The organism is Cytobacillus oceanisediminis (assembly GCF_004366035.1).
Lineage (GTDB): Bacteria > Bacillota > Bacilli > Bacillales > Cytobacillaceae > Cytobacillus > Cytobacillus oceanisediminis_C.
The window spans coordinates 490,181-505,339 of the sequence record NZ_SOEE01000001.1 but is presented as its reverse complement, the minus strand read 5'-3'; the positions used below and the strand labels follow the sequence as shown (position 1 = coordinate 505,339).

At 41.0% G+C, this 15,159-nt stretch carries 17 protein-coding genes; 10 read left to right on the top strand and 7 right to left on the bottom strand.

Going from position 1 to position 15,159, the window contains the following annotated elements:
* Positions 1-104: 104 nt before the first annotated feature.
* The 4 genes from DFO72_RS02680 (at position 105) to DFO72_RS02665 (ending at position 3,827) form a co-directional block, all read left to right on the top strand.
* On the top strand, positions 105-1,244 hold the full coding sequence (locus tag DFO72_RS02680; protein ID WP_113882807.1) for an acyl-CoA dehydrogenase: 1,140 nt from the start codon (positions 105-107) through the stop codon (positions 1,242-1,244).
* 241 nt (positions 1,245-1,485) lie between these two features.
* Complete coding sequence (cccA, locus tag DFO72_RS02675; protein ID WP_113882808.1) at positions 1,486-1,851, top strand: cytochrome c550; 366 nt, start codon at positions 1,486-1,488, stop codon at positions 1,849-1,851.
* Between the two features lie 156 nt (positions 1,852-2,007).
* Positions 2,008-2,715 (top strand): tRNA (adenine(22)-N(1))-methyltransferase, encoded by a 708-nt coding sequence (locus tag DFO72_RS02670; protein ID WP_113882809.1) that lies wholly within the window; start codon positions 2,008-2,010, stop codon positions 2,713-2,715.
* Positions 2,712-3,827 (top strand): Nif3-like dinuclear metal center hexameric protein, encoded by a 1,116-nt coding sequence (locus tag DFO72_RS02665; RefSeq protein WP_113882810.1) that lies wholly within the window; start codon positions 2,712-2,714, stop codon positions 3,825-3,827. Before DFO72_RS02670 ends, DFO72_RS02665 begins: the two co-directional genes overlap by 4 nt.
* 41 nt (positions 3,828-3,868) lie before the next feature.
* On the opposite strand, the gene DFO72_RS02660 is transcribed toward DFO72_RS02665, so the two are convergent.
* Positions 3,869-4,819 (bottom strand): 4-hydroxy-3-methylbut-2-enyl diphosphate reductase, encoded by a 951-nt coding sequence (locus DFO72_RS02660; protein ID WP_113882811.1) that lies wholly within the window; start codon positions 4,817-4,819, stop codon positions 3,869-3,871.
* Between the two features lie 170 nt (positions 4,820-4,989).
* A complete protein-coding gene (locus DFO72_RS02655; protein WP_243856047.1) occupies positions 4,990-5,562 on the bottom strand; it encodes a YqfQ family protein in 573 nt (190 codons plus the stop codon).
* A gap of 319 nt (positions 5,563-5,881) precedes the next feature.
* Between DFO72_RS02655 and DFO72_RS02650 the strand changes: the two genes are divergently transcribed.
* Positions 5,882-7,192: a DEAD/DEAH box helicase gene (locus tag DFO72_RS02650; RefSeq protein WP_113882813.1), complete on the top strand. Its 1,311-nt coding sequence runs from the start codon at positions 5,882-5,884 to the stop codon at positions 7,190-7,192.
* 203 nt (positions 7,193-7,395) lie between these two features.
* Positions 7,396-8,289, top strand: a complete 894-nt coding sequence (locus DFO72_RS02645; protein ID WP_113882814.1) for a deoxyribonuclease IV — start codon at positions 7,396-7,398, stop codon at positions 8,287-8,289.
* A 70-nt stretch (positions 8,290-8,359) separates the two neighbouring features.
* Here DFO72_RS02645 and DFO72_RS02640 read toward each other — a convergent pair whose 3' ends face one another.
* Positions 8,360-8,614 (bottom strand): DUF2624 domain-containing protein, encoded by a 255-nt coding sequence (locus DFO72_RS02640; RefSeq protein WP_019382849.1) that lies wholly within the window; start codon positions 8,612-8,614, stop codon positions 8,360-8,362.
* A 159-nt stretch (positions 8,615-8,773) separates the two neighbouring features.
* On the opposite strand from DFO72_RS02640, the gene DFO72_RS02635 reads away from it, so the two are divergent.
* Genes DFO72_RS02635 through DFO72_RS02625 form a run of 3 tightly spaced genes read left to right on the top strand, consistent with a single transcriptional unit; the run spans position 8,774 to position 10,867 of the window.
* Entirely contained in the window at positions 8,774-9,562 is a 789-nt protein-coding gene (locus DFO72_RS02635) for a metal ABC transporter ATP-binding protein (RefSeq protein WP_113882815.1), read from the top strand.
* A complete protein-coding gene (locus DFO72_RS02630; RefSeq protein WP_113882816.1) occupies positions 9,559-10,401 on the top strand; it encodes a metal ABC transporter permease in 843 nt (280 codons plus the stop codon). Before DFO72_RS02635 ends, DFO72_RS02630 begins: the two co-directional genes overlap by 4 nt.
* A gap of 52 nt (positions 10,402-10,453) precedes the next feature.
* Complete coding sequence (locus DFO72_RS02625) at positions 10,454-10,867, top strand: Fur family transcriptional regulator (protein WP_113882817.1); 414 nt, start codon at positions 10,454-10,456, stop codon at positions 10,865-10,867.
* A gap of 231 nt (positions 10,868-11,098) precedes the next feature.
* Here the strand turns inward: DFO72_RS02625 and DFO72_RS02620 are convergent, their stop codons facing one another.
* Complete coding sequence (locus DFO72_RS02620; RefSeq protein WP_113882818.1) at positions 11,099-11,701, bottom strand: hypothetical protein; 603 nt, start codon at positions 11,699-11,701, stop codon at positions 11,099-11,101.
* Between the two features lie 416 nt (positions 11,702-12,117).
* Between DFO72_RS02620 and DFO72_RS30635 the strand changes: the two genes are divergently transcribed.
* Positions 12,118-12,447, top strand: a complete 330-nt coding sequence (locus DFO72_RS30635; RefSeq protein ID WP_395858180.1) for a hypothetical protein — start codon at positions 12,118-12,120, stop codon at positions 12,445-12,447.
* A gap of 76 nt (positions 12,448-12,523) precedes the next feature.
* On the opposite strand, the gene ispG is transcribed toward DFO72_RS30635, so the two are convergent.
* The 3 genes from ispG to DFO72_RS02600 form a co-directional block, all read right to left on the bottom strand.
* Complete coding sequence (gene ispG, locus DFO72_RS02610) at positions 12,524-13,636, bottom strand: flavodoxin-dependent (E)-4-hydroxy-3-methylbut-2-enyl-diphosphate synthase (protein WP_181782308.1); 1,113 nt, start codon at positions 13,634-13,636, stop codon at positions 12,524-12,526.
* Between the two features lie 117 nt (positions 13,637-13,753).
* Positions 13,754-14,080: a hypothetical protein gene (locus DFO72_RS02605; RefSeq protein ID WP_113882821.1), complete on the bottom strand. Its 327-nt coding sequence runs from the start codon at positions 14,078-14,080 to the stop codon at positions 13,754-13,756.
* A 169-nt stretch (positions 14,081-14,249) separates the two neighbouring features.
* Positions 14,250-15,017: a DUF1189 domain-containing protein gene (locus DFO72_RS02600; protein ID WP_113882822.1), complete on the bottom strand. Its 768-nt coding sequence runs from the start codon at positions 15,015-15,017 to the stop codon at positions 14,250-14,252.
* Positions 15,018-15,159 lie beyond the last annotated feature (142 nt).

Genomic DNA, 15,159 nt, shown 5'->3' with positions numbered 1-15,159 from the left:
TAAAATATTTTAAAAAGTTTTTAAATGTTGAGAAAACTCTTGCATCCCTTATATAATAGTAATGAAAGCGTATACAACAACTTTTGTGTTTAAGGGGGATGCAAATGAATTTTGATTTGACGGCTGAACAGAATATGATCTATAAAACCATAAGGGAATTTGCCCAGGAAGAAGTGGCACCGGGGGCTTCGGAAAGAGACCGTACAAAAGAATTTCCGATAGAAGTTTTTAAAAAAATGGCAGACCTTGGTTTAATGGGACTTCCTTTCCCTGAAGAGTATGGCGGCGCAGGGGCAGATACTGTAAGTTTCGCTATTGTAACAGAAGAATTGAGCAGAGCGTGCGCTTCTACCGGAATCACATACTCGGCTCATATTTCTCTTGGCGGAGCACCGCTTTATTTATTTGGAACCGAAGAGCAGAAGAAAAAATATCTGGTGCCAATTTGTACAGGTGAGTCATTTGGAGCTTTCGGTCTGACAGAACCAAATGCAGGCTCTGATGCAGGCGGCACGAGGACAACAGCCGTTGAAAAAGATGGAGAATATATCATTAACGGAAATAAGTGTTTCATTACAAATGCAAGCTATGCAAAGCATTTAGCATTGACTGCTATCACCGGGGAAAAAGATGGCAAAAAAGAAATAAGCGCAATTATTGTTCCAACGGATGCAGAAGGGTTTACAGTGATCGATAATTACGAAAAGATGGGACTCAATGCGTCAAATACTACTGAACTTGTCCTTGAAGACGTGCGCGTTCCGACTGAGCACTTGCTCGGCAAAAAAGGAGAGGGCTTTAAACAATTTTTAATTACATTGGATGGAGGCCGTATTGGAATTGGAGCCATGGCTCTGGGAATAGCACAGGCTGCCTATGACAAGGCACTCCAGTATGCAAAGGAACGCAAGCAGTTTGGCCGTTCACTATCAGATTTCCAAGCTATTCAATTTAAACTTGCAGATATGGCAATGAAAATTGAACTGGCAAGGAATCTGGTTTACAAAGCTGCATGGCTGAAAGACCAGGGTAGACCTTTCGCAAAAGAAGCATCCATGTGCAAGCTCTATGCTTCAGAAATCTGTATGGAAATCGCCGATCAGGCCGTCCAAATCCACGGGGGATACGGCTATATGAAAGACTACCATGTAGAACGCTACATGAGAGACGGAAAGCTCACAGAAATAGGTGAAGGTACCTCAGAGGTGCAAAGAATGGTCATTGCCCGCCTTATTGGGTGCTAAACACACTGAATACGAAACAGTATGCAACTTTGTTTTTGTATGGCTACCCGCTAAATTTATTATGAACCCAATAATATGAATGACAAAAACTCCACCCTCAGGTCGGAGTTTTTGTCCATTTTATGAACAAGATTTGACAAAGTTTACAATAGGGCTTTTCCTTCTGACTTTTTTAAAGTAAAATAGAGATTGTTTGTATACTTACTTAAACTGAATGTGCTTACATAAGGGAGGTTAAATCATGAATCGCAATCCAATCATTCCATTTGTGTTAATTATGGTTTTTGGTGTGGTAGCAATGTTCCTTGTTTCTTTTAAAGGTCTTGGCGATATGGAAGAGCTTGCTAAAGAACAGGAAGGCGGCGGTGCTGAAACTGAAGAAACTGCAGCTGCAACCCCTGAAGAAATTTATCAGAAGAGCTGTATCGGATGTCACGGTGACCAGTATCAAGGTGGAGTTGGTCCTGCACTAACAGGTGTAGGCGATCGTTTATCACAAGATGAAATCGCAAATATCGTAGTAAACGGTAAAGGCTCAATGCCTCCAGGATTAGTGCCTCAAGACAAAGCTGCCGAAATGGCTGAATGGTTAGCAGGCCTTAAGTAATACCTATAATGAAAGTCCTTTGCATATGTAAAGGACTTTTTTTATACTATAAGAGAGGCTGTCGCAAATTACGATAGCTTTTTAGCTTTTCTCTCAAGAGGAGCAGATAGGCAGGCGCTCTGCGCTTGTTACAATACATATATAAGTGGTGACAGAATGAATACAGAGAAATTATCAAATCGGCTTGAAGCTGTAACAAATTATATCCCACCTGGCTCACGAGTTGCTGATATAGGCTCAGATCATGCGTATTTGCCATGCTACGCAGTAAAGAAAGGCATTGTCCCTTTTGCTGTTGCTGGTGAAGTGGTGGAAGGGCCGTTTCAATCAGCCAAAAAACAGGTGAAAATGGAAGGGCTCGAAAAACAGATTTCTGTTAGAAAAGGCAGCGGCCTTGAAGTAATTGAACCAGGTGAAGTTGACTGTATAACCATTGCGGGCATGGGAGGCGCTTTAATTGCGAGCATTCTTGAAGATGGGAAGAGGAAGCTTGCTTCTGTGCAGAGGCTTATCCTCCAGCCGAATTTAAGTGCCATCTCGATTAGAACCTGGCTGATTGCAAATGGCTGGGAGCTAATCGCTGAAGAAATTCTTGAAGAAGACGGAAAGATTTATGAAATCCTTGCAGCTGAAAAAGGAGAGCCTTTAAAACCTTATAAGAATAAAGAACAAGGTTTGCTGATGGGCCCGTTTCTTATGGAGCAAAAATCCGAAGTATTTCGAAACAAGTGGATTGGTGAAAGGGAGAATTGGGAGAGAATCCTTTTGCAGCTTGGTAAAGCCGCATACTCCAGCGAAACAGAAAAGAGAAAACAGGAGCTGAAGGAGAAAATCAAAATGGCAGAGGAGGTACTCGAAAAGTGAAAAAAATAAATGGACATGAAATTATCCAATTATTTGAGCAGTTCTCCCCAAAAGGATATGCGATGGAAGGAGACAAAATCGGCCTCCAGATTGGCAGGCTTAACACCCCCGTCGAAAATGTCATGATTGCCCTTGATGTGCTGGAAGAAGTCGTTGATGAGGCAATTGAAAAGAAGGTACAGCTGATTATTGCTCATCATCCGCTAATCTACAGGCCGCTGCAAAAAATTTCAACGGATACTCCATCAGGAAGAATTATTGAAAAGCTTATCAAACATGATATAGCCGTATATGCAGCACATACCAATTTGGATATCGCCAAAGGCGGGGTCAATGATATGCTTGCTGATGCACTGAAGCTTACCGAAACAGAGGTATTATATCCAACATATGAAACTGAATTGAGAAAGCTCGCTGTGTTTGTACCTGAAGAAAATGCTGAGTCACTAAGGCAAGCGCTTGGGAAAGCAGGGGCAGGTTCAATTGGCAATTATAGTCATTGTTCGTTTGCCTCCCGTGGAACAGGTCAGTTTAAGCCTAATGGGGAGGCCAATCCGCATATCGGCCAGCAGGGTAAGCTTGAGACAGTTGAAGAAGTCTGCATTGAGACCATTTATCCTGAACATATAGAAAAGAAAGTGCTTTCGGCTATGTTCAAAAACCATCCTTATGAAGAAGTTGCTTATGATATTTATAAGCTGGAAAACAAGGGGGAAGTTCTGGGGCTTGGCAAAATTGGAAAAATCAGCGAGATGACTCTAGAGGAATTTGCAGAGCATGTAAAACGTACACTCGAAGTGGATGGGGTTCGGGTAGTAGGTGATCTCTCATCCAAAATCAGGAAAGTTGCTGTTCTTGGCGGAGATGGAAATAAATACTTCATGTCAGCAAAAATGAAGGGGGCTGATGTGTATGTTACGGGTGACATGTATTATCATGTGGCACATGATGCCATGATGATGGGCCTCAATATTGTTGATCCAGGACATAATGTGGAAAAAATAATGAAAAAGGGAGTTACCCAAAAATTAGTACAGATGTGTTCTGACAAAGGGTATAGCGTATCCATTTTCCCTTCTGAAATTCATACAGATCCATTTAAGTTTGTTTGACTCAAAAAGAACCGGTCTCCAATTGGGACCGGTTCTTTTGATTATAGCTTTGCAGGCTTCTTCACTTTAGGAAGTATTTTATTTAATGGCACTTTTTTCTCGCGTGACCATGTGGATTCATCAATGGGATTAAATTGTTCCAGGAACGTGATGACTTCCTTTGTGATCGGTGTCGGTGTAGAGGCTCCTGCTGTGACTGCAACTGTCGTTGCATCTTTTATCCAATTTACATCCAGTTCAGTTATATCAGCAATGCGGTAGGCTTTTGTACCGGCAATTTCTTCTGATACCTGTGCAAGACGATTGGAGTTATTGCTCTTCGGATCCCCTACAACGATTAAAACGTCAGCCTGGCCAGCTTGTTCCGCAACAGCTTCCTGGCGCACCTGGGTAGCCATGCAGATTTCTTTGTGGAACTCTGCGTGTGGATACTTTTCCTTTATCTGATCCATCACATGTACGACATCCCATTGGCTCATTGTAGTCTGATTAGTCACCAGTATTTTATCAGCCTGTATGCTAAGTTCATTTACATCCTCAATGGTCTGCACTAAATGGACTGCATGAGGAGCTACACCTACTGCACCTTCAGGTTCTGGATGGCCTTTTTTGCCAATGTAAATGATTTGAAAACCTTCCTTTTCCATTTCCCTGATTAAATCATGTGTTCTTGTTACGTCAGGGCACGTAGCATCGATTGTCACAAGGCCCTTTTGTTTGGCTGCTTCACGCACTTCAGGCGAGATGCCATGTGCTGTAAAAATGACAGTGCCTTTATCGACTTTATCTAAGATTTCTTTCCGGTCTTTCCCATCAAGTGTAATAATGCCTTCCTCTTCAAAAGCATCTGTTACATGTTTGTTATGAACGATCATACCCAAAATATAGATGGGTCTTGGCAATGACGGATCAAGTGCAGCGTTTCTGGCAATAACCATTGCATCCACCACACCGTAACAATACCCCCGAGGAGAGATTTTTATGACATTCATCTGCTTATCCTCCCTAATGAAAGCTTATATCTGAATTGAAGTGAGTTCTATTTCAATTGCGGAAAAATCCCATATTGCATTTCTATTATATAAGAGATAAACCGATATTACAAAAGGAGTAATTCTTCTTAAAAGAAAAGCAAAAAAAGAATGCCTCAGCATCCTTTTCTTTAAATATATAATTTCGGTTTGGAAATACCTTCTGCTGAAGATGATTTGACGGCTGGTTTTTCAGAGACAGGTGCCTTTTTGGTTTTTTTGCTCTGAGAATCTGGTTTCTTTTTTTCTGCTTTCGTCTGATTGGATTCCTCTTTAGATTCAGAAGCAGCCTCATCAGCTTCAGGGGCATCTTTCAAACCTCTATAAAGTTTCCACATAGCAGGAAGATTCCTGACCAGCGGACCATACTGCTGAACCATTGGTCCAATTTGCTGTGCTGTATTTAGAACCTTTTGAGTGTTCGTTAAAAAGCCGTTTATGGAAGAAGGATTGCTTATTGCCTGCAATATGCCTCCTCCGCCTGCGGGGGAGCCTCCTGCTGCTCTTGCTGCCCCCATTCCAGCTGCAGGCTGTGCATTGCCTTTTCCCAATATTTTAGAGAGCAATCCTCCCCTGCCTCCACCGCGTTTCATTCCCGGGGGACCGCTCATCATTGGCCCCATGGGAGGTCTTCCCTGCATCGGTGTCATAAAAGGATGGGGAGGCATTCCTCCGCGCATAGGGGGTCTTGATCCTGGCATCATATCTATTGGCCTCCTTTCTTTGCACATTTCTGCTTCTTAATAAAATTTCATATAATAAAGTATGCTTTTATCCCATTTTGGTTTAGGCATAAAGCAGAAGAAACTAATTTATTTATTAAAATCGCCCAAAAAGCTTATCATAAAAATATAAATGCCTGTATGAGTGGTTATTTCCAGGAAACTTTATTATAATAACAGGATGTAAGAAAAGCTCGGAACCAGCAAGTTGTCAGTTGATGCTAGTAGATCTTACTTCACTAATATATGTTTCGGATGCAGCCTGAACAGGGGTGAATCTGAATAATTGAGGAGTTTTAATATGAACGAAACGAAATTTGACCGATTTAATTTAAAGCCATTTATTATAGAAGCGGTTAAAGACTTTGGCTTTTTTGAGCCGACAGAAATTCAGGAAAGAATGATCCCTGCAGTGCTGAAGGGTGAAAGCGCCATTGGCCAGTCACAGACAGGGACAGGAAAGACTCATTCATACGTACTGCCTATTCTTCAAAAAGTTGATCCATCCCGCCAGGAGGTTCAGGCCATTATTACGGCACCGACACGTGAGCTGGCCAACCAGATTTATCATGAAATTCTCAAAGTTACAGAGCATTGTCCTGAAGGAGAAGAGATAACTGCCCGCTGCTATATCGGCGGAACAGATAAGCAAAGAACGATTGAAAAACTGAAAAGACAGCCTCATGTGGTTGTAGGGACCCCTGGAAGAATTAATGACCTGGTAAAGGAACATGCGCTGTTTGTGCATACCGCAGAAATTCTTATTGTGGATGAAGCTGATTTAATGCTTGATATGGGATTCATTGAAGATGTTGATCAGATTGCAGCAAGGATGCCGGAAAAGCTGCAGATGCTAGTGTTCTCAGCTACCATTCCAGAGAAGCTAAAGCCTTTTTTGAAGAAATATATGGAAAATCCAAAGTATGTTCACGTTGAGCCGAAGCAGGCAGCTGCAGCTAATATCGAGCACTGGCTTTTGCCGTCCAGGCATCGGAACAAAGTGGAACTTGTCTATCAAGCATTGACTTCTTTAAATCCTTACTTAGCCATTGTTTTTACCAACACCAAGAAAAAGGCAGATGAAGTGGCAGACGGATTAATCAGCAAAGGCCTAAAAGTCGGACGGATTCACGGAGACCTTAACCCTCGTGAGCGAAAGAAAATGATGAAGCAGATTCTCGATCTCGAGTTTCAATATATTGTGGCAACAGACCTGGCAGCCCGGGGCATTGACATACAGGGAATCAGCCATGTAATCAACTATGAACTTCCGACAGATCTTGATTTTTATATACACCGGGTTGGCCGGACAGCGCGTGCTGGATTCTCGGGAATTGCTGTAACGGTGTACGAGACTTCAGATGAAGATGCATTAAACAGACTTGAAAAAATGGGATTAGAATTCCAGCACAAAGATCTGCAAAATGGTGAATGGACAGACCTGGATAATCGCAATAAGAGAAAAACAAGACAGAAACAAACAAATGACATCGATAAAAAAGCCGCATCACTAGTAAAAAAACCAAAAAAAGTAAAACCAGGCTATAAAAAGAAAATGAAATGGGAAATGGATAAAATAAAAAAACGCGAAAGAAGAATAAAGCGTAAATAAATAAAGGGTTTTTGCAAGATTTCTGACAGGCTAACTCGTCTTAACCACTGCGTTGATTGGAGCAGAGGGAGTGAGAGACCCCCAAGCGGAGCCGGGGAGGCTCTCGTTCCTCCCCGCGGAAAGCAAATGCATGCAGTGGAAACCAGGCATGCTTTATAAGTAAAACAATTTTTAAAAGAAATATTAAAGGGAGAGGTATCGTCATGCTGAAAATTGGATCACATGTTTCCATGAGTGGAAAAAAAATGCTTTTAGCAGCAAGTGAAGAAGCTGTTTCATATGGCTCCAATACATTTATGATCTATACAGGAGCCCCTCAAAACACAAGAAGAAAAAAAATCGAAGATCTGAACATTGAGGCCGGGCTGAAGCATATGGCAGAGAACGGGATTACTGATATTGTTGTACATGCTCCTTATATTATCAATATCGGAAATACTTCAAATCCTTCAACATTTGAATTAGGCGTTAATTTCCTTCGCTCTGAAATCGACCGCACCGAAGCGATTGGAGCTAAACAGATTGTTCTTCATCCAGGTGCACATGTAGGAGCAGGAACAGAGGCCGGCATCAAAAAAATCGTGGAGGGCTTGAATGAAGTCCTAAATGGCGAAGAAAATGTGCAGATCGCACTTGAAACCATGGCCGGAAAAGGCTCGGAGTGCGGGAAATCCTTTGAAGAGCTGGCTATGATCATAGAGGGAGTCAATTATAACAACCATTTATCTGTATGCTTTGATACTTGCCATACGCATGATGCAGGATATGATATTGTGAATGATTTCGATGGTGTGTTGGAAGAATTCGATAAGATTATTGGTCTTGATCGCCTGAAAGTGCTCCATATTAATGACAGTAAGAATGAGCGCGGAATGCGTAAAGACCGTCATGCGAATATCGGATTTGGCCACATTGGCTTCAGTGCGTTAAACTGCATTGTTCATCATCCGCAATTACAGGATATCCCTAAAATTCTGGAGACTCCTTATGTTGGCGAAGATAAAAACAATAAAAAAGCGCCTTATAAGCATGAAATTAATATGCTGCGCAGCCAGGAATTCAATGAAAATCTATTAGAAGCCATTACGGCTGGATAACCATAATAAAAAGCTGTGCCCGAGTTTGCACAGCTTTTTGCATGAGAAATTAAGTATTAGAAGCTAAGTCCTATTTTGTAAATTGCAAAAACAGCCTGTTTACTTCTCTTGCTGTTTCCGGGCCGGCAATCCTGGCTATTTCTTTTATTATTTTTGTCCGTTCCCGATCATCAAAGATATTTACTTGCTTGCCTCTCAAATGGTCTGCAATTTTTTGCGCCTGTGCTTTTGTAATCCTGATGTTGAACTGCTCTCCATATTTTAATAATTCGTCTGCTGTAATATTGCTTAGTTTGTGATTAATGATGTTTTCGAATATTTTCATGTTCATCACTCCTCCTCAGTACTTTATGAGTTAAGAATGTGAATAGTGACAATAAGTTTTGAAATGCCGATAAATAAGCATGTACCTTTACTTTAAATGCAGGTTCCTGTATACTGTGTTAGTAAATCGTAATGATTCTTAATATGTAAGGTGATAAAAATGGCACAGCCAATTATTGAAATAAATCATGTTTCTTATAGATATGAGAAAGAAAATGTCCTTGAGGATATTAATCTGACCATTAATTCAGGAGATTTCCTCGGAATCGTCGGGCCGAATGGTTCGGGAAAATCAACCCTGCTAAAGCTTATCCTGAATTTGCTTAAAGTGCAGAAGGGGAGCGTCAAACTGTTTGGCCAGGAAATAAGCCGCTTTAAGGATTGGCAGAACATTGGGTTTGTTTCTCAAAAGGCAAATTCATTTAACACAGGATTCCCGGCAACGGTCTTTGAAGTCGTTTCAAGCGGCCTTACAAAGAAGCTGGGTCTTTTTAAATTTATGGGCAAGGCCGATCAGGCAAAAGTTCTGCACGCTATTGAATCAGTTGGCATGCAAGAGTTTGCCGGACGCAATATAGGCGAGCTTTCAGGCGGGCAGCAGCAGCGTGTTTTCATTGCACGCGCATTGGTAAGCGATCCAAAATTATTAATATTGGATGAACCCACAGTAGGCGTAGATGTAAAAAATGTCCAGTCTTTCTACGAGATGCTTGATGATTTAAATAAGAAGCTTGGTATTACTCTATTGCTGGTTACACACGACATTGGCACAATTTCTGATAAAGTCACCCATGTGGCTTGCCTGAATAAGAATTTGCATTTCCATGGAAATACAGCAGAATTTGAAAGCTTAAATATAAATGAAATGTCAGAGATCTATGGGCATGATGTACATGTTCTGACACATAATCATGACCATCACCACCACGATAAAGGAGCAGGCAGATGATTGCAGGAATCCTTCAATATGAATTTTTACAAAATGCTTTTTTAACGGGAATAATCATCGGAATCATTGCTCCTCTACTGGGTGTGTTCATTGTTGTCAGGAGGCTGTCTTTAATTGCCGATGCTTTAAGTCATGTAACACTTGCTGGCATCGCTGCAAGCCTGCTGCTTGAAAAGAAATTTATCGGATTGAGCGGGTTGAATCCGTTATATATGGGGATGGCTTTTTCAGTAGCCGGGTCATTGTTTATTGAAAAATTAAGGGCTGTTTATAAACATTATCAGGAGCTTGCTATTCCTATTATTTTATCTGGAGGCATTGGGCTTGGAGTGATATTCATTTCTCTCGCTGACGGGTTCAATACTGATTTATTCAGTTATCTGTTTGGCAGTGTCAGTGCAGTCAGCCGGCTGGATTTATGGACGATTTTAATCATCAGCGTGTTTGTTATAGCACTTGTGGTGCTTCTCTATAAAGAATTGTTTCTGCTGTCATTTGATGAAGAGCATGCCAAGGCATCTGGAATAGCTGCTAAAAGTGTCCACTTTATATTTATTGTCATGGTAGCTTTGGTCATAGCTGCTTCCATGAGAATAGTGGGTATTTTATTGGTTTCATCACTTATGACTTTGCCGGTTGCTGCCAGCATCAGAATCGCAAAAGGATTCAAACAGACGATTTTCCTGTCCATGTTTTTCGGTGAAATTTCAGTTTTAGGCGGACTGACGATTTCTTATTATATAGATTTAGCTCCAGGCGGAACTATCGTCATGATTGCCGTGTTAATATTGATTGTGACAATCTTCCTTAAAAAGATGGCAGGCCTGAGGCCAGCATAAATGAGGACTTCTATCCGAGGTTATTTCAGAGCAGAAAAATGAGGTGAAAAGTATGAATGTTGATGAAGCCATGCAGCTTTTAAAGGATAAAGGCTATAAGCATACAGGGAAGAGGGAAGAAATGCTTCAGCTATTTGCTGACAGCGATAAATATTTAACGGCAAAAGATGTGCTGGAAATAATGAAGGATAACTACCCTGGACTCAGCTTTGATACTATCTACAGAAACTTATCTTTATTTGTGGATCTTGATATTTTTGAAATGACAGAGCTATCAGGGGAAAAACACTTCCGCTTTACTTGCTCACATGAACATCATCATCATCATTTTATATGTCTGGATTGCGGCAAGACGAAAGAAATCGAAGTCTGTCCCATGAAGCAGGTACAGGAAAATCTGAAGGGCTATGACGTTTCTGGGCATAAGTTCGAAATATATGGGAAGTGCCCGGAGTGTTTTCAATAAAAAACTAAAAAAGAAGCATGGAGCTATTTATTATAGCCCCATGCTTCTTTTTGTAAGTTAGGAAATAATAAAATATGACGATGTGGATAACTTTGTGGAGAAATAATTCCAGCTAAATCGCCTAGCCAAAACACTCCAGACATCAGGATTTCCTGCGTGATTCGTCTTTATGCCTGTCGGACTTGCACAAGTTGGGCTGGCTTCAACGTTCGCCACTGGACGTGGCGGTCTTTAGTTGGAGTTCATCTGATCAATGCGCTTTCGCTTTTGTTCCTGCAGCCAGTCTTCCACCCATGCATTCGCTTCCTTCCAATTTCTAACTCTAATGACACCATTGGGAAGGGGTTCCTGGTTATAGGGTGTATCAAATAAGATGACAGGAATTCCACAGGCCTCATGAATCATGACTGCATTATCATGTTTATCTTCAAAAAAGATATCCACCTCATATTTTTTTGCAGCTTCGATTTTATCATGGCTCCCGATCAGTTCAATATGATCGAACTCCAATGTGTTTTCTAGAAACCATTCCTCTGTTATTTGCTGCAGGTGAGAACCCCTGGCACTTATAAAGTACAATTCATGCATGCGTTTCCAGTTGGTCAAAACTTCCTTCGCGCCTTCCGCAATTGGAGATTCTTTGTAAATGAGGGGCTCATTTTCATAAAACCAATGTGCAAATTGTTCTTCTGAAATCGTCACCAAAGGTGTTAAATCATATTGCTTAATATCATTTAAAGTAATATTCAGATTAAATGCTTCATTTAAATACGGAACCATGGCTTCAGGGCAAGTAACTGTTCCGTCTATATCAATGCCAAAACGCTTCTTCATCATTATGATCTCCTTTAATGCATATATCCCTTATCTTAACAAAAGTCCCGGCCTTGCAAAAGGGTGATGCCTGAGCAGGTATGAAAGTAAAACATTTACATCTTAAAAAAGGCTTATAACGCAAACACTATAAATGCTCCATTAAGCAGTACTTTTTAGTAACACAGCTAAGGAAGCGAGGGATCATGATGGCAGACCAAGAGCGCAGGAATGAAGAGTATGACCTTCGATACAGTGAGAGGATTGGCGAAGCAGATGCGGATTATTCCGAAGAAGCCTCTGCAGAAATAGCAGCTCCAGGTGTCTACGGCAGACCGCAGGATCAGGACGAGGAAAACGAAACTGCTGCAGTTCATGCAGGTTATTCTGAGGAAACCTCTGCCGAAATAGCAGCGCCTGGTGTTTACAGCAGATCGCTGGATCGGGACGAGGAAAACGAAACAGCTGCAGTTCATGCAGATTATTCTGAGGAAACCTCTGCCGAAATAGCAGCGCCTGGTGTCTATAATAGATCAGTGAACAGGGATGAAGAAGATGAAACAGCTGCAGCCGGCAGAGGAGTCGGATATGCTGCCCTGGCACTTTCCATTTTATCTTTGTTTGTGCTGCCGGTTCTTTTTGGAGCAACAGGAATTGTCCTTGGTTTTATCGCACGCCGCAGGGGTTCAGAAAGCCTTGGGGGCTGGGCGATTGCAATAGGGGCTATATCCATTATCGTCGGTATGTTTATTCTGCCGTTTTTTTAGAAAAAGAAAAAAAGCCTGGCTCCCAAAATTATTTGGTGCCAGGCTTTTTCTAATTCGGAAAGAGGCAATTATCGCATTATGGCAGCAGGCCTTCTGCTTGTGCTTTTTCCTCTTCCTGTTTGGCAAAATATTCTTCAGCGATTTTGTCGATTTCAATCTTAAGTTCTTCAACCATTGTTTCTTCTGGAACTTTCCTTACAATCTGGCCTTTGCGGAACAGAAGGCCTTCTCCGCGGGCGCCTGCAATGCCGATATCAGCTTCCCTGGCTTCACCAGGTCCGTTAACAGCACAGCCCAATACAGCAACCTTAATTGGTGCTTTAATTTTTTGAATATATTCTTCCACTTCATTTGCGATGCTGATTAAGTCAATCTCGATCCTTCCGCATGTTGGACAGGAAATCAGTGTTGCAGCATTGGAGGATAAACCAAACACTTTAAGAAGTTCACGGGCAACCTTAACTTCCTCAACGGGATCTGCGCTAAGTGAAATTCTTAACGTATTTCCTATTCCTTTGCTTAAGATTGCACCAAGTCCAGCGGCACTTTTTACAGTACCGGCAAAAAGTGTGCCTGATTCTGTTATACCCAAATGGAGAGGGTAGTCAAATGCTTGTGCTGCTTTCTCATAAGCCTCAATGGCCAAATTAACATCAGATGCTTTCATAGAAACGATGATGTCATGGAAATCAAGGTCTTCTAAAATTTTGATATGATGCAGGGCGCTTTCAACCATGCCATCTGCTGTAGGGTATCCATATTTCTCAAGGATTCTTTTTTCAAGGGAACCTGCATTTACACCAATGCGGATAGGGATGCCTTTTTCTTTTGCAGCCTTGACGACTGCTTCCACTTTTTCACGTTTGCCAATATTCCCCGGATTAATGCGGATTTTATCCGCTCCGCCTTCGATTGCCTTCAATGCCAGTTTGTAGTCAAAGTGGATATCAACAACAAGCGGTATATTAATTTGTCTTTTAATATCTGCTATGGCATTTGCAGCTCTTTCATCCGGGCAGGCAACACGCACGATTTGACATCCTGCTTCTTCCAGCCTTTTTATTTCAGCTACAGTCGCATCAACGTCATGTGTTTTCGTAGTGGTCATACTCTGGATGAACAGCTCATTGCTTCCGCCAATTGTTAAAGGCCCAACTTTAACAGGCCTTGTTTTAGTGCGATGTATAATTTCACTCAATGGAGATTCGCTCCTTTTTATCTTTTCATATAACAGCTGAGATGTATGCTGTTAGAGAAGGTTCACTTTATTGTATCAATGAACCGCTGAAGTTGACAAGAATGATGATTAGTTGTTCTGAGTATATTTTGGAAATTTATAGGTCTCCCCTGACTTAATGTCTTCAGGCTGCATTCCATTATTTAATTCCGTGAAGTCTGACACTACCTGGTCTATGCCAACAGGAATTGGGCCATCAAGGTTTAGTTCTATAATTGAAAGAACTGTTTCTCCAGGATTGACCTTTTTTTCAAAATAGGGTTCACCTGTTTCTGTGGGCAGCGTACTAGCCTCCAATGCTTGCTTTTGTCCAGCGGGCAATGTCCCATGATTAAGATCATAATAGATTACATATATAACTAGAATTGAAAGTATTACGCCCGCAAGCTTCTTCATACTGGCAAACCCCCTGCAAATAGCATGTTTACCCAATATGTATGCTTGTCCAAATATGATTAGACCAAAAAAGCCCTCTATTTTTATTATTCTGCATTAATAACTGCTTTATTTATGAAATAACTCCTCTTTTTAATTGCAAAAATAAAAACGCGCAATTGGCACGCTTTTATTTAGAGTTATGAGATGCAACTTCCTTTATGGACAAGAGGAGGATGATAAGAGAAACAAACCAGTTAATAATCGCCCCGTTTTGCACTGAAGTATGCAGGGCTGACATGATAGCAAAGAAAATGGCTGGCAAAGTAATGCTGTAGGCAGACATACGCCATAAATGACGATACTCCAATTTTTTTACCAGAGCCTTTTTGATAAGCAGACCTGCAAATGCTAACAGGGAAATCTCGATAAATCGAATGCCCGCTGCAAAAATATAAATGACAATCGCTATTATGGGAACAATAATCGGCATAAGGGATTCTGCTGAAGCAAGGAAGTCTGATAAGTCATTTTTGGTTGTGCCGCTTGTCAGCAATGTGTATGGATATGTCTGTTCCTGTCCTTCAGCATGTATGTAGACCTCATTTTTTAATAAGGCAATCGTATTGCCGCTTTCGGATAAAACAGAAGGGTTAACTGCTCCTGTCGAATCAACAATGATTGTAAAGTTATCTTTATTGATGGTTACAGGTACTTCCTCCTCTGTGTGAAGCTGTCCTTCTGCAATTTCAAAATCCGGTAAATCACTGTCAATTGTTTCATCAATAGCATTTAAGCCATTAATAATTGCCGATCCGGAATAAAAAACGGTTGGAAGTACTGATAGCAGGGTAAGGAAAAACACATACAAAATAGTTTTTCCTATACCCTGATGACGAAATAAAGCGATATCTTTTGGAGAATACAAGCTTTTATAAAACTGAAGAAAAAGATTCATTTGGACACACCCTTTTTGAGATTCACTATTATATTTTAGCCAAATATCCAGATGTTACAAGACAAACTTGTTTGCAAGTTTTTCAGGTATTTGTAACAAAAATGTAATATAAGTATGTAATGTTAAGGAATTGTAAAATTAG